Below are 17126 nucleotides of genomic sequence, written 5' to 3' on the forward strand. Positions count from 1 at the left end.
CCCCGCAAGAGACGGAACTCGGGCGGGAGCCTCGCTGTCGCTCAGTCGTCGTGCAGCCCGCGGCGGGAGATCGGCAGGTCGCGGTGGATGTAGGCGCTCATCACCAGTCCCCAGCCGAACAGCAGCGACAGCATCGCGGTGCCGCCGTAGGAGATCAGCGGCAGCGGCACGCCGACCACCGGCACCAGCCCCATCACCATCGCGATGTTGATGAAGAAATAGAGGAAGAAGGTGGTGGTGATGCCATGCGCCATCAGCCGCCCGAACTGCGAGCGGCAGCGCAGCGCGATGGCGTAGCCGAACGCCACCAGCAAAGCGTAGAGCGACAGCAGCACCAGCCCGCCGATCATCCCCCATTCCTCGGCGAACATGGTGAAGATGAAGTCGGTCTGCTTTTCCGGCAGGAAATTGAGCCGGCTCTGGGTGCCGTCCATGTAGCCCTTGCCGAACAGCCCGCCCGAGCCGAGCGCGATCTTCGACTGGGTGATGTGGTAGCCGGCGCCGAGCGGATCGTCCTCGGGGTTGAGGAAGATCAGCACCCGCTTCTTCTGATATTCGCGCAGGAACTCCCAGGCCAGCGGGATCGCCCCCAGGCCCGAGGCCACCACCAGGGCGAACTTCCACAGCCGCACCCCGGCCATGAAGAACACCGCCCCGGCCGACATCACCAGCATCATCGCGGTGCCGAGGTCGGGCTGTTTCAGCACCAGCACCGCCGGCAGCATCACCATCGCCAGCGGCGGCAGCAGGAACAGCGGCCGGCCGATCTCGATCAGGGTGGCGCCGTGGAAATAGCGTCCCAGCGCCAGGATCAGGGTGATCTTCATGATCTCGGACGGCTGGAGCTGGATGAAGCCGAGATCGATCCAGCGTTGCGCCCCCATGCCGATGGTGCCCTTGATCTCGACCAGCGCCAGCAGCACCACGGCGATGCCGTAGAACAGGTAGGCGTAGCGCACCCAGAAGCGCAGATCGACCACCGCCACCCCGATCATGATCGTCATGCCGACCAGGAAGCGGACGATCTGCTTCAGCGCCCAGGGTTCGAGCGAGCCGCCGGCGGCGGAATAGAGGGTGGCGAAGCCGATGCAGGCCACCGCGGTCAGCAGCGCGATCAGCGACCAGTTGAGCTGCCACAGTTTTTCCCGCACCGACATGTCGGCGCGGTTGAGGCGGAGCGGCAGGCGCGGCAGGGACAGCATCAGAACCTCCGCAGGTCGTCGGCGCCGGGATCGGGCGGTCCGGCCGGTTCGGCGGCGGCGCGGGCGAGGTCGCGCTTCTCGACCTCCAGCATGATGTCGCGGGCGATCGGGGCCGCCACCGCCGAGCCGCCGCCGCCATGTTCGACCACCACCGCGATGGCGTAGCGCGGATTTTCCTCCGGGGCATAGGCGACGAACAAGGCGTGGTCGCGTTCCTTCCACGGCAGCTGTTCGTTCTTCTTCACCCCGGTTTCACGCTCGCGCATGCTGATGCGGCGGACCTGGGCCGAGCCGGTCTTGCCCGACAGCCACATCCCTTCCTCGGTGATGCGGGCCTTGTAGGCGGTGCCGCCCGGCTCGTTCGACACCGCGAACATGCCGCGCCGCACCAGCGCCAGCGACTGGGGCGAGACGTCGAGGCTGGGCCAGTCGGGGGTGACGCGCGGCCGCACCGTCTTGTCCTCGACCAGGTCGCGGGCGACGTGCGGCTTGACCGCGAAGCCGCCATTGGCGATCCGCGCCGTCATCACCGCGAGCTGGATCGGGGTGGAGGTGACATAGCCCTGGCCGATGGCGTTGATCAGGGTCTCGCCCGGATGCCAGGGCTGCTTCATCACCTTGCGCTTCCAGGCCCGGTCGGGGATGTTGCCGGCGCGCTCGGACGGCAGATCGACCCCGGTGGGGGCGCCGAGGCCGAAGCGGCGGGCCATCTCGGCGATCTTCTCGAAGCCGACCCGGCGCGCCACCTCGTAGAAATAGACGTCGCAGGAATTCTTCAGCGCGCCGACCAGATCGAGCGAGCCGTGGCCTTCCTTCTTCCAGCAATGGAACTTGATGCTGCCCAGCTGCATGTGGCCGGTGCACAGCACCCGCATGTCGGGGGTGATGTCGCGCGATTCGAGCGCGGCCAGGGCGGTGACCAGCTTGAAGGTCGAGCCGGGGGCGAACTGGCCGGCGATCGCCTTGTTGGTCAAGGGCGCGCGCGGATTGGTCGACAGTTCCTTCCATTCGTCGGTGGTCAGGCCGCGATTGAACGAATTGGGGTCGAACGACGGGGTCGAGGCCATCACGATCACCTCGCCGGTGCGGATGTCCATCACCACCGCCGCCGCGCTCTCGTCGCCCAGCCGCTGCGCCGCATATTGCTGGAGGCGGATGTCGAGGGTGAGGTGGAGGTCGATGCCCGGCTCGCCCTCGTGCCGCTCCAGCTCGCGATGGACCCGGCCGACCGAATTGACCTCGAGCGACGAGGTGCCGGCGCGGCCGCGCAGGGCCATGTCGTAGATCTTCTCGACGCCGCCCTTGCCGATGCGGAAGCCGGGCAGCTCCTCGAGCGGATCGTCGTCGGTCAGGTCGTTCTCCGACACCGCCGAGACATAGCCGACGATGTGGGCGCCCAGCCCCTCGAGCGGATAATAGCGGCTCTGGCCGACATCGATGACGATGCCGGGCAAATCGGGGGCGTTGACCTCGATCCGGGCCACCTCTTCCCAGGTCAGGTTCTCGCGCACGCTGACCGGAACGAAGCTGCGCCGCCGCCGCGCCTCCTTGTGGATGCGGGCGCGCTCGGCCTCGCCGATCGGGATGATCCGGCTCAGCGCGTCGAGGGTGTAATCGAGCGAGGGGGTCTGTTCCGCCACCACCATCACCCGGTAATTCTGCTGGTTGATCGCCATCGGGATGCCGTTGCGATCGAGGATCAGCCCGCGCGGCGGCGCCAGCAGCCGGGTGGTGATGCGGTTGTCCTCGGCCTGCATCGCGTATTTGTCGGCTTCGATCACCTGGAGGTAATACATCCGCGCCGCCAGACCGGTGATCAGGGCCGCCTTGCCGGCGCCCAGCATGATGGCCCGGCGCGAGAACAGCTTGGCACGGTCATTGTCGTGATACATCGGCGGGGCTCAGACCTCGAGCAGGAAGGCCATCTGGGTCCGGGCCAATGCCCAGGTCAGCAACGGGAAACAGCCGAGCGTCAGCAAATAGGCCACCAGCACCGGGGTGGGATCGAGCATCCGCCCGTCGAGCAGCGACACCAGCAGCCAATCGAGCCCGGTGGCGCCGGCGGCGAGCAGGCCGAACGACCACCACGTCACCGCGAAGGATTTGCCGAGGAAGAAACGGCGCTGCCGGGCGGCGGTGCCCTGCACCAGCAGCAGCACCAGCGCCTCGACCCCGAGCGGCGTGCCGGCGATGATGTCGGCCAGCAGGCCGATGGTGAAGGCCAGCCAGGCCGGCAGCAAATCGGGGCGATAGATCGCCCAGTAATAGACCCCCATCAGCGGCAGCATCGGCGCGATGCCGGAAAAGGCGGGGATGCGCAGCGGCACCACCGTCAGCAGCAGCAGGAACAGGGTGGCGCTGGCGGGGATCAGGTGACGCACCCAGGTGTCCATCCGCACCCAGACCGAGGGCTTCACTCCTCCCTCCCCCGCCGCCGGCGCTCGGGCGGGGGGCGGTCGGTCGGCAGGATGCCGCCCAGGCCATAATCGACGATGCTGACGAAATCGAGCTGGTGGCGGCGGACGAAGGGTTCGATCCGCGCCCCGCCCTCACCGACCGACACCACCACGCCGACCGGCAGGCCGGGCGGGAAGGCGGCGCCCGAGGCCGAGGTCGCCACCCGGTCGCCCACCGCGATCGCCGGGTTGCCGACGATGTAATTGAGCTTGGGCCGGGCCGAATTGTCGCCGGCCAGCACGGCGCGGGTGCGGGTCGATTCGACCACCACCGGAACGCGGGCGTTGATGTCGGTGATCAGCAGCAGGCGCGACGAGCGCAGGCCCACCTCGGCGATGTAGCCGACCAGCGCCTCGCCCGACAGCACCACCTGACCCTTGCGCACCCCGTCGCGGCTGCCGGCCGACAGCAGCATCGAATGGCCGAAGGCGGTGCCGGGATCGGCGATCACCCGGGCGGTGACGAAGGCGGGATCGGGATCGGGGACGACGTTGAGCTGCTGGTGCAGCACCTCGGTCTCGGATTCGAGCTTGCGCGCCACCGTCTGCCAGCGCATCAGCCGGGCGTTTTCCTCGCGCAGCCGGGCGTTCTCGGCGCGCAGGTTGGCCAGTTCATGCACCCCGGAGGTGATCCGGGCCACCGTCGCCGCCGGCCGCGCTGCCGCCTCGAGCAGCGGGGCGAGGGCATCGACCACCAGGGTCCGCGCCCGTTCGACCAGCACGATGTCGGCCTTGCCCAGCATCATCAGGGCAAACGCGCCGGCGATCAGGGTCAGAAAGGCGAAGCGTTGCGCGAGCAGCCTCACCGTGGCGAGACGACCTGCCGCACTCGACTGCTTCACCATGCTCCTCCAACATGAAAAGTCGGCCGCGCCAGCATGCCCCCGGCCCGACCGACCTTACACCATCCGCCGGGGCGGATGCCAGGGTGACCGGATCAATACATGCTGGTCAGCACGTTCTTGAGCTTCGGCATTTCTTCCAGCGCCCGGCCGGTGCCGAGCGCCACGCAGGACAGCGGATCGTCGGCGATCGACACCGGCAGGCCGGTGGCGTGGCGCAGGACGTAATCGAGATTGGCCAGCAGGGCGCCGCCGCCGGTCAGGACGATGCCCTTGTCGACGATGTCGGCGGCCAGTTCCGGCGCGGTGTGCTCGAGCGCGACCTTGACCGCCTCGATGATCGCGCCGACCGGCTCGGCCAGGCTTTCGGCGATCTGGCGCTCGCTGATGATCAGCTCCTTGGGGACGCCGTTCATCAGGTCGCGGCCCTTGATCTCCATCGTCCGGCCCTCGCCGTCCTCGGGCGAGCAGGCCGAGCCGATTTCCTTCTTGATCCGCTCGGCCGAGCCTTCGCCGACCAGCAGATTATGGTTGCGGCGGATGTAGGCGATGATCGCCTCGTCCATCTTGTCGCCGCCGACCCGGACCGAGCGGGAATAGACGATGCCGCCGAGCGACAGCACCGCCACCTCGGTGGTGCCGCCGCCGATGTCGACCACCATCGAGCCGGTCGGCTCGGTCACCGGCAGGCCGGCGCCGATCGCGGCGGCCATCGGCTCCTCGATCAGGAACACCCGGCGGGCGCCGGCGCTTTCGGCCGATTCCTGGATGGCGCGGCGTTCGACCGCGGTCGAGCCGGAGGGGACGCAGACGATCACCAGCGGGCTGGCGAAGGAGCGGCGGTTGTGAACCTTGCGGATGAAATGCTTGATCATTTCCTCCGCCACCTCGAAGTCGGCGATCACGCCGTCGCGCAGCGGGCGGATCGCCTGGATGTAGCCCGGGGTGCGGCCCAGCATCATCTTGGCCTCGTCGCCGACGGCCAGCACCTTCTTCTTGCCCTTTTCATCGGCGATCGCCACCACCGACGGCTCGTTGAGCACGATGCCGCGCCCCTTGACGTAGACCAGGGTGTTGGCGGTTCCCAGATCGATGGCCATGTCGGCCGAAAACCACCCCGTCAGGTTCGGAAACATAATCCCTCGCTCACCATCCGATGCCGTTCATCCCGTGCCGCCGTCCGGCATTTTGCCGTGGCGACCGCCGATCCTCGATTTTCCCTGATGGCCGCTGCTATATCATGCCGGGACCGGGTCAGGGGCGGTTTTTTGGCGCTTGACCAGAAGTTTGTTGAGGGCGTTGAGATACGCCCGCGCCGCCGCGACCAGGGTGTCGGTTTCGGCCCCCTGGCCATTGACGGTCTTGCCGTCTTCCTCCAGCCGCACCGTCACCTCGGCCTGGGCGTCGGTGCCCTGGGTCACCGCGCTGACCTGGAACAGCTGAAGCCGGGATTCGTGCGGCACCAGCGCCTTGATCGCGTTGAAGGTGGCGTCGACCGGGCCGTCGCCGGTGGCGCGGACCTTGCGCACCGCGCCATCGATCGCCAGTTCCAGCTCGGCCTCGGGCGGGTTGTGGCGGGTGCCGCACAACACTTCGAGCGAAACCAGGCGCAGCCGGTCGTTGCCGCGCACCACCGCGTCGTCGACCAGGGCGACGATGTCCTCGTCGAACACGTCCTTCTTGCGGTCGGCCAGATCCTTGAAGCGGCCGAAGGCGTCCTCGATCGCCGCGTCGGGCAGGTCGTAGCCCAGCTCGCGCAGCTTGGCGCGGAAGGCGGCGCGGCCGGAATGCTTGCCCATCACCAGATGCGAGCGGACCAGCCCGACCGAGTCCGGGGTCATGATCTCGTAGGTGCCGGCATGCTTCAGCACCCCGTCCTGATGGATGCCGGATTCGTGGGCGAAGGCGTTCTTGCCGACCACCGCCTTGTTGGGCTGGACCACGAAGCCGGTGATGGTCGAGACCAGCCGCGAGGCGCGGGTGATGTGCTCGGTGCGGATCCCGGTGGTGTAGGGCAGGCGGTCGGCGCGGGTGCGCAGCGCCATCACCACCTCTTCCATCGCCGCGTTGCCGGCGCGCTCGCCCAGGCCGTTGATGGTGCATTCGATCTGGCGGGCGCCGGCCGCCACCGCCGCCAGCGAATTGGCGACGGCGAGGCCGAGGTCGTTGTGACAGTGGACCGACAGGATCGCCTGATCGATGTTGGGCACCCGGTTGATCAGCAGGGCGATCAGCGCGGCATATTCCTCGGGCACGCTGTAGCCGACGGTGTCGGGGATGTTGATGGTGCGGGCGCCGGCCTTGATCGCCGCCTCGACGCAGCGGCAGAGGAAATCGGGCTCGGTGCGCGAGCCGTCCTCGGCCGACCATTCGACGTCCTCGACCAGCGAGCGGGCCAACGCCACCGAGTCGGACACCTTGGCCAGCACCGCCTCCGGTTCCATCTGCAACTTGTACTTCATGTGCAGCGGGCTGGTGGAGATGAAGGTGTGGATGCGGCCGCGCTCGGCCGGGCGCAGCGCCTCGGCGCAACGCTCGATGTCGCCGCGGGTGGCGCGGGCGAGGCCGCACACCACCGAACGGCGGACGCGGCGGGCGATCGCCTCGACCGCCTCGAAATCACCGACCGAGGCGATCGGGAAGCCGGCCTCGATCACATCGACTCCCATCTCCTCCAGCGCCAGGGCGATGCGCAGCTTCTCGTCCTGGTTCATCGACGCGCCGGGCGATTGTTCGCCGTCGCGCAGGGTGGTGTCGAAAATGATCACACGGTTGCGGTCCATCACTCGCTCGACCTCGTTCGCCCCGGTCCCGGCGCGCGCCTTGCGCCGCCGCCCGGGGACGGTTCTGCCCGATCCCATACCGGCCCGTCCGTGAGCGGTGTCACGGATCCGGTCCCTCCGACCCTCACGGAGCGCTGATCCCCGGAAAGCCAGGCCGGGCGAGGAGCCACCCGGCCGCCGGCGCGGGCGCGGAGGCCGGCCGGGGTGGGGCGGCCCCGAAACGGGTCGCGCTCCCACCGGGTGACAAGGAAGTCCGTTTTCCGTCACCCTGTCAACAGGATCGTCGCGGCGCGGCACAGCCATGATTAAACCTTGCCGGCCCGGGCGGGGATGGCCACCCTGGGGCCCGGTCGGTCAGGCGGGGGAGGGCGGCGATGATCCGGGTCGAGGCGGTGGTCAAACGCTATGGCGCGCTGGTGGCGCTCGACGGGATCGATCTGGCCATCGGCGCGGGCGAGGCGTTCGGCCTGCTTGGCCCCAACGGCGCCGGCAAGACCACCCTGGTGCGGCTGCTCGCCACCCTGGCCCGGCCGGATGGCGGGCGGCTTTGCGTCGGCGGCCACGACACCGTGACCGAGGCGGCGCGGGTCAAGCGGCTGATCGGGGTGGTGTTTCAGGAGAACAATCTCGACCGCGACCTCAGCCCGCGCCAGAACCTGCTGTTCCAGGCCCGGCTGCACCGGCTGGCGGCGCCGGGGGCGGCGGTGGCGGCGATGCTGGAGCGGATCGGGCTGGCCGCCCACGCCGACCGCCCGGTCAATGCCCTGTCGGGCGGGATGCGGCGGCGGCTGGTGATCGGCCGCGCCTTGCTGACCGATCCCCGGGTGCTGTTGCTCGACGAGCCGACCACCGGGCTCGACCCGGCGATCCGGCGCGAGCTGTGGGCGATGATCCGCGCCATCCGCGACCAGGGCTGCACCGTGATCCTCACCACCCATTATGTCGAGGAGGCCGAGGCGCTGTGCGACCGGGTCGGCATCCTGACCCGGGGGCGTCTCGCCGGGCTGGGCAGTCCGGCCGAACTGGTCGGCCGCTTCGGCGGGCCCCGGCTGGAGGACGTGGTGGTGGCGCTCGGCGCCGGAGCGGCGGCATGAGCGGGGCGGGGCTGGCCGAGGCCGGGGCGATCTTCCGGCGCGAGATGCAGCTTTACCGCGCCAAGCTGTCGCGGCCGACCTTCGTCGTCTCCGCTTTGGTGACGCCGCTGATGTATCTGGTGGTGTTCGGGCTCGGCCTCGGCCGGCAGGTGCGGATCGAGGGCGGCGACTACCTGACCTTCCTGGTGCCCGGCCTGATGGCGATGGCGGCGATGAGCAACGCCTTCACCGCGGTGGCCAGCGGGATCAACATCGCCCGCTTCTATCACCGCACCTGGCAGATCATCATGCTGGCCCCGGTGACGCCGCTCGCGGTGGTGGCCGGCACCATCGGCGCCGGGGTGGCCCGGGGGCTGTTCGCCGCCACCCTGGTCGGGGCGGCCGGGCTCGCCGCCGGCTGGCGGCCGGAACCGACCCTGGTGATCCCGCTGGCGCTGCTGCTGGAGACCGCGTTGTTCGCCGGGCTCGGGCTGGTGATCGGGCTCAACACCCGCAGCACCGAGGAACACACCACCTACACCAATTTCCTGATTACCCCGATGGGGTTCTTCTGCGGCACCTTCTTTCCGCTCGCCAGCCTGCCGGTCTGGCTGGCGGCGCCGCTGCATCTGCTGCCGCTGACCCATGCCGTCCTCGCCCTGCGCGAGCCGGGGCTGACGGCGACGGCGCTGGGCGGGCTCGGGGTGTTGAGTGGGTTCGTCGTGGTGTTGCTGGGGTGGGCGGTGTGGCTGGTGACGCGCTATCGCGAGTGAGGCGCCGGAGGAAGCGGGGCCGCCGCCCCGCACCCCGCCCGGAGGCGGAGCCTCCGGACCTCTTCTTTCTTTTTTACAGGGTGAACACGGTGCGCAGGCCGACCACCACCGCGTCGTCCATCACCTTGCCGGTGTCGTCGGTGGCGGTGGCGCCGGGGTGGAAGATGTACTGGGCGTCCGGCACCAGGGTCCACCACGGGGTCACCGAATAGCGGTAGCTGACTTCCAGCATCGCCTCGTAATCCTGGCGGGGGGTATAGGTGCCGAGGGCGGTCAGGTCGGAATCATAGCTGGCGAGGCGGCGGCTGGCGGCGCCATAGGCGAAGCCAAGCGCGGCGACGTCGCTGTCGCGGCCCTCGAAGGTGCCCTTCAGGGCGAGGCCGGTGTCGAAGTAATAGGGCATGCGGTTGCGGTCGTCGGGCATCAGCGAGCCGCGCAGGAAGAAGCCGAGCCCGCCGTCCTCGCTGCCGGGGCGGCGCCACAGCATCTGGTCGAGGATGGCATAGGCCGCCCAATTGCCATGCAGGCGGCGGCCATCGGCGCCGGAGACCGCCCGATACTGGCCGTTGTCGTCAAAGCGTTGGTCGTTGAAGCCGCCATTATAGTACCAACCGCCGACCTTGACGGTGCCGGGCAGGCCTGAGGCATCCTTGCCCTGGTTGTAGCCGTACTGGGCCTCGCCGAACCACACCGGCGGCTGGTTCCAGGTGAAGTCGATGCCGTTGGCGTTGTGACGGGTTGGGTCCTCGTTGAGGCTGGAATCGATGCCGGAGGCCGGATCGCCCGAGAACACCGCGCCGAGCAGGGTCAGATTGTCGGTGGCCTTGACCTTGACCCGGGCGCCGAGATTGGCCAGCGGATAGCCGCCGCCGCCGCTCGGCATGTTGGCGGCGAACGATCCCGGCCATCCGAACGGGCTGCCGATCAGGTTGGCGGCATAGGTCGAGTTGAAGAATTCCTCCTGCATCGGCACCTGACCGGCGCGCAGCGACACCGCGTCCTCGAAGAAGCTCTGTTGCAGCCACAGGGCGAACAGGCGGGTGGTCGGCGAGGTCTCGATGTCGCGCGAGGCGATCCAGTTGTTGAGGAAATTGGCGCTCAACTGGCGGCCGTGGGTGTTGATCGCGCTGGCATGGAACAGGCCCCCCTGCCATCCCGCCAGCTTTTCGAGGTCGGCTTCGACGTCGATCTGCAACATGCCGAACGCCACCCCGCGCTGCTTGGCGCCGCCGGACGGGTTGCCCAGCGCCTCGGCGCTGTAGGTGCCGGCCACGGTGATGCCGTGCTCCTCGAGATTGGTGCGCAGCCCGCCCCAGTCGCCGGTCAGGGTGTCACGGGTCCAGAACGTCTTCGGCGCCTCGACCGCCGCCGCGTCGTCCTGGGCCGCCGCCGCTCCCTCCTCGGCCGCCCGGGCCGGGGTGGCGGACAGGCCGCCGAGCAGGGCGAGCCCGGTGAACAGCACGGCGGGCAGCCCGGCGCGCGTGGTGACCCTGTGGTGGGCGTGGATCATGCTGCAAATCCCCTTCCGGATTGTCGCGAATGCGAAACGTTCGCAAATCTTCCGTTTGCATAACAATCCCGCCCCGGCGGCGCAAGGGTGCCCGGGACGGCCAGACTCTTATCTCGGGGGCCTGTTGCAAAAAAACAACAGGGGTGGTTCAGAACACGTCCTTGCGCCGCCGCAGCTCGGCCAGCACCCGCACCGGATCGGTGCCGGGGGCCATGCCGACGGCGCGGGCGACGCTGGGTTCATCGACGCGGAGGAACGGATTGGCGGCGCGTTCGTCGGCCAGCGCGCTGGGCACGGTGGGGCAGCCCCGGGCGCGCAGTGCCTCGACCTCGGCGATCCGGGCGAGCAAAGCGGGGTTGTCGCGCTCGACCAGCCGGGCGAAACGGCCATTGGCGGCGGTGTATTCGTGGCCGCAATAGACCAGGGTCTCGGCCGGCAGCTCGCGCAGTTTGTGCAGCGAGTCCCACAATTCGGCGGCGCTGCCCTCGAACAGGCGGCCGCAGCCGAGCGAGAACAGGGTGTCGCCGCAGAACAAGGCGTGGCTGTCGGGGAACCAGAAGGCGAGATGGCCGCTGGTGTGGCCGGGCACCGCCAGCACCAGCGCGGCGGCGCCGCCGAGCAGGAAGGTGTCGCCCTCGCCCACCTCGTCGGAGAGGGGCGGCAGGCGGTCGGCGTCGCGGGCGGCGCCGACCACGGCGCAGCCGGTGCGGCGGACCAGATCGGGCACGCCGCCGGTATGGTCGCCGTGATGGTGGGTGAGCAGGACGTGGCTGAGCCGCCAGCCCAGCGCGTCGAGCCGCTCCAGCACCGGGGCGGCGACGGCGGGATCGACCGCGGCGGTGGCGCCGCTGTCGGGCTCGTGCAGCAGATGGACGTAATTGTCCGACAGCACCGCGACGGTTTCGACCACCAGCCTGGCCATGATGCTGCTCTCTCCGCGTGGTGGGGCGCTCGTCCGGTTGTAGCACCGCCCGGGCAAAACGCCTATCGTGATGGCCGCGCCAAGGCGGAAGGAGCGGGACGGAGCGCCGACAGATGCATGAGGCAATGGGCTGTTCGCCGATGTGGACCGACGTGGTCGATCTGCGCGATTTCTATGCCACCGGCCTGGGGCAGGTGACGCGGCGGCTGATCGGCGCCCGGCTGCGGCTGTTCTGGCCCGATGTCGGCGGGATGCGGGTGCTCGGGCTCGGCTTCGCCACCCCCTATCTGCGGGTGTTCCTGGGGGAGGCCGAGCGGGTGATCGCGCTGATGCCGGCCAGCCAGGGGGTGTTGCCCTGGCCGGCCGAGGGGCGCGGCCTGACCGCGCTGGGCGACGAAACCGACCTGCCGCTGCCCGACCGCTCGTTCGACCGCATCCTGATGGTCCACACCCTCGAATCGACCGAGCAGGTGCGGGCGGTGATGCGCGAGGCATGGCGGGTGCTGGCCGATGGCGGCCGGCTGGTGGTGGTGGTGCCCAACCGGCGCGGCATCTGGTCGCGGCTGGAGCGCACCCCGTTCGGCAATGGCCGCCCCTTCACCCAGGGCCAGTTGGTCCGGATGCTGCGCGACAACATGTTCACCCCGCTCGACCACGGCTCGGCGCTGTTCCTGCCGCCGACCGCCTCGCCGATGCTGCTGAAGGCGGCGCCGGCGGTGGAGCGGCTGGGCCGGCGCTGGTGCGAGGCGTTCGGCGGCGTGCTGATGATCGAGGCGGCCAAGCAGATCTATGCCGGCGCCGCCGGACGCGAGCGCAGCGGCGGGCGGCGGAGCTATCTGCCGCTGCCGCAGGGGCTGCCGCGCACGGTCGATCCGGCGCTGACGCCGCGTTGGGAGGATCCGCTCCGGCGGTGAATTTCCCGCTTGATCTCCCCGAATGACCACGTTATAAGGGCGGCCTCCGACGACGAGGCCAATTGGGGGATCGTCTAATGGTAGGACAGCGGACTCTGACTCCGCCAGTCTAGGTTCGAATCCTAGTCCCCCAGCCACCGTCTCTTTCCTGAAAAATCAGTGACCTAACAAACGCGGCCCTCGGCCGCGTTGTTCGTTTTGCGCGTGTGCGGTACATCAGCAGCCCGTCCCGCGCGGCCAGCAGACCGTGGGGGCGCTGATACGAGCTTAATGGTTTGATTTTCACCTTTTGGTGAGATCTGTTTACTTAATGCTGCCGAATTTCGCCCTCTCCTTCTAGCCGTAGAATTGGTATGCAAATACGCTCAATAGTCACAACTTGTTCCGCGATGATTCTGTCCATTTCATTTTTTTCTCGACAGGGATACCCCTCCCACAGGTCAGAATCTATCTTGTTTCTAAATTTTGAATCAGAGTCGCCGCGGTCTCGAGCCTTTAAGTCAACGGATACGCGAACGATGTGGAACTGCCTATTTAACGTATCTATTGCAGCCTCCAATTCTTCACCAAAAAGCGCCCGCGCAATAGCCCGACATTCATCAAGCCCTTGTCTGGAATCGATCGCAGAATTCAGGCGATTATAGTAGGCTTGAGTCGTTTCAAAACGCCCCTGCTCGCTTTCATAGGTAGGCCAGCTGCCGGTTTCTTTAAGCTTATCTCGTGCAGCTAATATTTCGTGCCCCAACATAAGGGGGCTTCGAACGTATGATAATTCGCGTCGCGCCTTGTAAGTCGCCGTTAGAATTCGTTCGGCCTGTTCAATTCGTCTCTCGGATAGCTTCTGCTGCCGCCAACTGTTGAAGGTGTTGGAACCGAGGTTGGCGGCGATGATGACGGCTGCGGCTCCGGCGATCGTGCCAACACCTTGCATCAGAGAGCCAACAGTTGACCAATTAACATCATTGATCCAGTTCATCTCGCCCCCGCCTTTGCCAAACGCGCGCCAGGGCCGCGTTGTTCATTTCCTGCGTTGGCAGTATATTAGAAGCTCGTCCCATGCGGCCAGCAGACCGTATGGACGCTGATGTGAGCTTGCGCGATGTCCGACCCGATCAAAATCCTCGATGGTGCCGTGACGTTCTACCAGCGCACCAGCAAGGGTGGACGGCACGCACCAACGATCAAGAGCGCGAAGAGCGATGTGGTCGTCGTCACCGGCAAGCGCGATCTTGAGGACGCGGAGGAGGGGGGGGCACGGGAGCGGTTTTACGAACGGACCGCCGACCATCGGTGCGGCATAGCCATCCACAGCCGCACCCAACGGGTCAGCTCATTGGCCGGGCGGGATAAGTCCGTTGCAGGGGGCTCGGCGGCTTGTGAGGAATTCCCCCGCGTGGGGCAGACATCTGGCCCTATGCTGCCTCGGCATAAAGCCTGGGGAACACAATTTCAGCGACATGCGCGGGAAAGCGCAGCGATACCGGTCCCTTGGGGGTCTCGGAGGCGAGTACGCCGTTGGCAACCAAGGCTGCCAGGACATCACGCGCAGTCCGCTCCGGCAGTCCGCTTGCCCGGCTGGCATCGCCGCGGGGCATCTCGCCACGGATCACAACCTCATCCAGGATGCCGACCGACTCAGGCCGGAGTCCTTGGCTCACTGTGAACAGGCGCAGTCGGTCGCGCAGGTGATCCAGATCGAATAGGTCCCCCATGAAACGCACCTGGTCCAGACACACGGACAGGAACCAGTGGACGAAATCGATCAGCGTTTCCTGCGACAGGTTGCCGCGCCCGTCCAGGGCGTTGCGTCTCGTTAGGTCTGCCTGTTCCATCTTTGCCCGATACTCGTCAGGCGAAGCCAGCCCGCGTGCAAGGCCCCGAGAGACCGACCATAGGCCGTGCGCGCCGATCCCGGCAGCGAGCCCGATTGCGTGGCTCATTAAGCGGCTCACCCGTCCGTTGCCGTCGTAAAAGGGGTGGATGAAATTGAGGCGGTGGTGCGCGGCGGCCATGGCAATGATCCGCTGGCTGGACCCCATGGTGTCCAGCCTGTACCGCTCCTCAAAATACGACATGAACGCCTCGACCCGATGGCTTGACGGCGGATCATGGCGACCGACGCCCGTTTTCTGCCCCGGTAAATCCTGTTCCGGACAGCGGAAGGTGCCTGGAGCCATCAGCAAATTCCGGCCATCCTTGGCTCGAATGATCCTGAGGTCTTCGGGGAGGTCGCGGTAGAACTCGCCATGCAGCCAGCGTATGAATGCAACGCTGGTTGGTGGTTCCAAGTCGCTCCGCGCGAACTTGGATTCGATTTCAGCTTGTACCCGCATGTGGGCCCTGGCCTCCATCTGAAGATCGCGGCGGTCTTCGTCGAAATCGTTTTCCATCGCCCGCTCGATCTCCCGCAGGCTTGTCTTGTGGCCCTCGATCCGGTTGCTGTAATAGGTGTTCATGGCTCTCACGAGCGAGGCCAGGGCTCGCGCGGTCGATGGTGCCAGACGATTGCCCAGTTGTGTCGCTTCTGCCTTCAGGTCCGCGATTACGTCCCCCAGAGCCTCGGGGATCTGTTCGAGGCGGCAAGGCTCGATCCGCGACACCGGTTCGTTTTCTTCCATCAAATTGCCGATCTGCGAAATAGACGATGTCGCAGATATGACACTTTTTTTTGATTTATGCACCCGTGCATATGCCGATCCTGCTGCCGTTTCGGTCGGCACGATCCATCTCCCCGTCTTTCTTAGGCTTTCAGGCTCAGCGTGTGCCGTTTCCGCCGATCTGCGCGCGGGGCCTTCCGCCATCCATTACTGACGGTTCCGGATGGTACTTTCGTTCTTGGACCAGTCTCGAGCGCTTTTTATACTTGGTCTACGCCAAAAACCGGGAATCTCTTCACGGGGCTGCCGCCCCGGCCCCGCCCGGAGCGATGCTCCGGACCTCCTTTTTTGTTGAGACGCAAAATGTTCCGGGGTCTGGGGCCTCAAGGCCCCAGCGGGTGCGGGCAGAGCCCGCAAATCGGCGTCGGGGGCGAGCGGCATCGATCAGGGTTGCTCGGGCGGCAGAATCCGGGCCGGGACGCCGACCGCGCGATGGCCGGCGGGAACGTCGGTCAGCACCACCGCGTTGGCGCCGACCATCACCGCGTCGCCCAGCGTGATCGGGCCGAGGATCGCCGCGCCCGCGCCGAGCGTCACCCCGTCGCCGATGGTTGGCATGCCGGTGTCGGGCCGTTTGCGTCCCACCGTCACCCCTTGCAGGATCGTCACCCGGCGGCCGAGGCGGGCTTCCTGGCCGATCACCACCCCGTAGGGATGGGGAAAGAAGATCCCGCCGCCGATGCGGGCGTCGGGATCGACGTCCGAGCCGGTCATCATGCAGGTGACATACCAGACGATCCGCTGGCACAGCGTGCCGATGCGCGGGATTCGTCCGACCAGTTCCTGGAGCCGGATCGACAGCGCCAGTTGGAAGCCCGGCTCGATCAAGGCCAGCCGGATCGCCAACCGGGGGGTGCGCTCCCGTCCCAGGCCGTCGGCCCACACCGTCAGGTCCATCGCGAGCTTGGCGCGGATCGAGTCCATCCTTGAGTTCCCCCCGTCGCGGCGGCGGTCCCGCACCACCCCCCGTTTCCTTTCTACCGCCGGACGCGTTGCGCCTCCAGCCGGTTCGCCCGCTGGTGCGGCCGGGATTCCCCGCTTGGCGCGGAAATTAGATCGCCTTAATATTAACGGACATGGATATAAGGCGAGGACATCATGAGCGACGAGAGGGTGGTCGAGGTTTCCCCGACCGAGGCCAAGCGGTTGCTGGATCTGGAACAGGCGGTGCTGATCGACGTGCGCGAGCCCTATGAATACGGCTTCGAGCGGATTCCCGGCGCGTTGCTGTTCCCACTGGCGACCTTCGATCCCAAGGCGCTGCCGGTCGGCGGCGCCAAGACCATCCTGTTGCAGTGCGGCACGGCGAAGCGGTCGGGGATGGCGGCGCGGCGGATGGTCGAGGCCGGCTTCCCGGTGGCCCATCACATCGCCGGCGGGATCGCGGCGTGGAAGGCGGCCGGCCTGCCGCTGCTGGGGATCAACCCCGCCACCGGCGCGATCGAGCCGAAGACGGTCTGACCGCGATGACCCGACCCATCTTCTCCCGCCGCCAGACCCTGGCGGCGGCCCTGTCCGCTTTGGCCCTGGTCGCACTCGGTCCGGCGGCCCTGGCCCAGCAGGCCACCCTGTCCCCGCCCGAGGCCCGCGCCGCCATTGCCGCCGGCAAGTTGATTCTGGTGGACGTCCGCACCCCGGACGAATGGCGGGAAACCGGGGTGCCGGCCGGGGCGCGCCGGCTTGACTACCGCAACCGCGCCGACGATGCCGCCTTCGTCGCCGCCTTTGCCGCCCTGGTCGGCGGCGACCGGTCGGCGCCGGTGGCGGTGATCTGCCGCAGCGGCCGCCGCTCGGCCCAGGCGCGGGCGCTGCTGCTGGCCCACGGCTTCCGCTCCGTCGCCGATGTCAACGAGGGCGTGCTGGGCGGCGAGGCCGGACCGGGCTGGCTGCGGCGCGGCCTGCCGCTGACGCCTTGCCCCGACTGCTGATCTTCCGGGTTCGAAGGGCCGGTGGCCCTTCGCGGAGAGCGCCGAGAGGCAGCGCCTCTCGGCATC

At 67.7% G+C, this 17126-nt stretch carries 16 protein-coding genes and 1 tRNA gene; 6 read left to right on the plus strand and 11 right to left on the minus strand.

All coding sequences use genetic code 11. The annotated features are described in order from the left end of the window. Positions 1–41: 41 nt before the first annotated feature. The 6 genes from rodA to ACFSNB_RS01960 form a co-directional block, all read right to left on the minus strand. Positions 42–1202, minus strand: coding sequence for a rod shape-determining protein RodA (rodA, locus tag ACFSNB_RS01935; protein WP_377313967.1), 1161 nt, complete (start codon positions 1200–1202; stop codon positions 42–44). Further along, positions 1202–3094 carry a penicillin-binding protein 2 gene (mrdA, locus tag ACFSNB_RS01940; protein ID WP_377313969.1) on the minus strand — a complete coding sequence of 631 codons (1893 nt, stop codon included), beginning with the start codon at positions 3092–3094 and terminating at the stop codon, positions 1202–1204. Before mrdA ends, rodA begins: the two co-directional genes overlap by 1 nt. A gap of 9 nt (positions 3095–3103) precedes the next feature. Next, positions 3104–3619 (minus strand): rod shape-determining protein MreD, encoded by a 516-nt coding sequence (gene mreD, locus ACFSNB_RS01945; RefSeq protein ID WP_377313971.1) that lies wholly within the window; start codon positions 3617–3619, stop codon positions 3104–3106. Next, positions 3616–4500, minus strand: a complete 885-nt coding sequence (gene mreC, locus ACFSNB_RS01950; protein ID WP_377313973.1) for a rod shape-determining protein MreC — start codon at positions 4498–4500, stop codon at positions 3616–3618. The genes mreD and mreC overlap by 4 nt, the downstream gene beginning before the upstream one ends. Positions 4501–4595: 95 nt before the next feature. Continuing rightward, the gene (locus ACFSNB_RS01955; RefSeq protein ID WP_377313975.1) at positions 4596–5636 is read right to left on the minus strand and encodes a rod shape-determining protein; all 1041 of its coding nucleotides are present in this window, start codon (positions 5634–5636) and stop codon (positions 4596–4598) included. Between the two features lie 102 nt (positions 5637–5738). Next, positions 5739–7283 (minus strand): 2-isopropylmalate synthase, encoded by a 1545-nt coding sequence (locus ACFSNB_RS01960; protein ID WP_377313977.1) that lies wholly within the window; start codon positions 7281–7283, stop codon positions 5739–5741. A gap of 374 nt (positions 7284–7657) precedes the next feature. On the opposite strand from ACFSNB_RS01960, the gene ACFSNB_RS01965 reads away from it, so the two are divergent. Together ACFSNB_RS01965 and ACFSNB_RS01970 are read left to right on the plus strand one after the other, a co-directional pair. Further along, positions 7658–8377, plus strand: coding sequence for an ABC transporter ATP-binding protein (locus tag ACFSNB_RS01965; protein ID WP_377313979.1), 720 nt, complete (start codon positions 7658–7660; stop codon positions 8375–8377). Continuing rightward, entirely contained in the window at positions 8374–9129 is a 756-nt protein-coding gene (locus ACFSNB_RS01970; protein ID WP_377313981.1) for an ABC transporter permease, read from the plus strand. Before ACFSNB_RS01965 ends, ACFSNB_RS01970 begins: the two co-directional genes overlap by 4 nt. 73 nt (positions 9130–9202) lie before the next feature. Here ACFSNB_RS01970 and ACFSNB_RS01975 read toward each other — a convergent pair whose 3' ends face one another. Both ACFSNB_RS01975 and gloB read right to left on the minus strand, forming a co-directional pair. Beyond that, positions 9203–10639: a carbohydrate porin gene (locus tag ACFSNB_RS01975; RefSeq protein ID WP_377313983.1), complete on the minus strand. Its 1437-nt coding sequence runs from the start codon at positions 10637–10639 to the stop codon at positions 9203–9205. Between the two features lie 148 nt (positions 10640–10787). Beyond that, positions 10788–11561: a hydroxyacylglutathione hydrolase gene (gloB, locus tag ACFSNB_RS01980; protein ID WP_377313985.1), complete on the minus strand. Its 774-nt coding sequence runs from the start codon at positions 11559–11561 to the stop codon at positions 10788–10790. 113 nt (positions 11562–11674) lie between these two features. Here gloB and ACFSNB_RS01985 point away from each other — a divergent pair, with 113 nt between their 5' ends. Together ACFSNB_RS01985 and ACFSNB_RS01990 are read left to right on the plus strand one after the other, a co-directional pair. Next, a complete protein-coding gene (locus ACFSNB_RS01985) occupies positions 11675–12475 on the plus strand; it encodes a class I SAM-dependent methyltransferase (RefSeq protein WP_377313987.1) in 801 nt (266 codons plus the stop codon). 63 nt (positions 12476–12538) lie between these two features. Continuing rightward, positions 12539–12612: transfer RNA gene (locus ACFSNB_RS01990), tRNA-Gln, on the plus strand. A gap of 170 nt (positions 12613–12782) precedes the next feature. Here the strand turns inward: ACFSNB_RS01990 and ACFSNB_RS01995 are convergent. The 3 genes from ACFSNB_RS01995 to ACFSNB_RS02005 form a co-directional block, all read right to left on the minus strand. After that, complete coding sequence (locus ACFSNB_RS01995) at positions 12783–13451, minus strand: hypothetical protein (RefSeq protein WP_377313989.1); 669 nt, start codon at positions 13449–13451, stop codon at positions 12783–12785. 436 nt (positions 13452–13887) lie between these two features. Then, positions 13888–15195 (minus strand): Fic family protein, encoded by a 1308-nt coding sequence (locus ACFSNB_RS02000; RefSeq protein ID WP_377313991.1) that lies wholly within the window; start codon positions 15193–15195, stop codon positions 13888–13890. Between the two features lie 321 nt (positions 15196–15516). Beyond that, on the minus strand, positions 15517–16056 hold the full coding sequence (locus ACFSNB_RS02005; RefSeq protein WP_377313993.1) for a serine O-acetyltransferase: 540 nt from the start codon (positions 16054–16056) through the stop codon (positions 15517–15519). Positions 16057–16230: 174 nt separating this feature from the next. Here ACFSNB_RS02005 and ACFSNB_RS02010 point away from each other — a divergent pair, with 174 nt between their 5' ends. Next, on the plus strand, positions 16231–16593 hold the full coding sequence (locus ACFSNB_RS02010; RefSeq protein WP_377313995.1) for a rhodanese-like domain-containing protein: 363 nt from the start codon (positions 16231–16233) through the stop codon (positions 16591–16593). A 5-nt stretch (positions 16594–16598) separates the two neighbouring features. Beyond that, positions 16599–17060: a rhodanese-like domain-containing protein gene (locus tag ACFSNB_RS02015; protein ID WP_377313997.1), complete on the plus strand. Its 462-nt coding sequence runs from the start codon at positions 16599–16601 to the stop codon at positions 17058–17060. The last annotated feature ends 66 nt before the right edge of the window (positions 17061–17126 follow it).

The sequence above is a fragment of the Phaeospirillum tilakii genome (genome assembly GCF_042683125.1).
Taxonomy (GTDB): domain Bacteria; phylum Pseudomonadota; class Alphaproteobacteria; order Rhodospirillales; family Magnetospirillaceae; genus Phaeospirillum; species Phaeospirillum tilakii.

What these genes read in the sequence shown, in the direction of transcription:
- rodA (WP_377313967.1), bottom strand. Translation starts at nt 1,202, where the DNA reads ATGCTGTCCCTGCCGCGCCTGCCGCTCCGCCTCAACCGCGCCGACATG.
- mrdA (WP_377313969.1), bottom strand. Translation starts at nt 3,094, where the DNA reads ATGTATCACGACAATGACCGTGCCAAGCTGTTCTCGCGCCGGGCCATC.
- ACFSNB_RS01955 (WP_377313975.1), bottom strand. Translation starts at nt 5,636, where the DNA reads ATGTTTCCGAACCTGACGGGGTGGTTTTCGGCCGACATGGCCATCGAT.
- ACFSNB_RS01960 (WP_377313977.1), bottom strand. Translation starts at nt 7,283, where the DNA reads ATGGACCGCAACCGTGTGATCATTTTCGACACCACCCTGCGCGACGGC.
- ACFSNB_RS01965 (WP_377313979.1), top strand. Translation starts at nt 7,658, where the DNA reads ATGATCCGGGTCGAGGCGGTGGTCAAACGCTATGGCGCGCTGGTGGCG.
- ACFSNB_RS01970 (WP_377313981.1), top strand. Translation starts at nt 8,374, where the DNA reads ATGAGCGGGGCGGGGCTGGCCGAGGCCGGGGCGATCTTCCGGCGCGAG.
- ACFSNB_RS01975 (WP_377313983.1), bottom strand. Translation starts at nt 10,639, where the DNA reads ATGATCCACGCCCACCACAGGGTCACCACGCGCGCCGGGCTGCCCGCC.
- gloB (WP_377313985.1), bottom strand. Translation starts at nt 11,561, where the DNA reads ATGGCCAGGCTGGTGGTCGAAACCGTCGCGGTGCTGTCGGACAATTAC.
- ACFSNB_RS01985 (WP_377313987.1), top strand. Translation starts at nt 11,675, where the DNA reads ATGCATGAGGCAATGGGCTGTTCGCCGATGTGGACCGACGTGGTCGAT.
- ACFSNB_RS01995 (WP_377313989.1), bottom strand. Translation starts at nt 13,451, where the DNA reads ATGAACTGGATCAATGATGTTAATTGGTCAACTGTTGGCTCTCTGATG.
- ACFSNB_RS02005 (WP_377313993.1), bottom strand. Translation starts at nt 16,056, where the DNA reads ATGGACTCGATCCGCGCCAAGCTCGCGATGGACCTGACGGTGTGGGCC.
- ACFSNB_RS02010 (WP_377313995.1), top strand. Translation starts at nt 16,231, where the DNA reads ATGAGCGACGAGAGGGTGGTCGAGGTTTCCCCGACCGAGGCCAAGCGG.
- ACFSNB_RS02015 (WP_377313997.1), top strand. Translation starts at nt 16,599, where the DNA reads ATGACCCGACCCATCTTCTCCCGCCGCCAGACCCTGGCGGCGGCCCTG.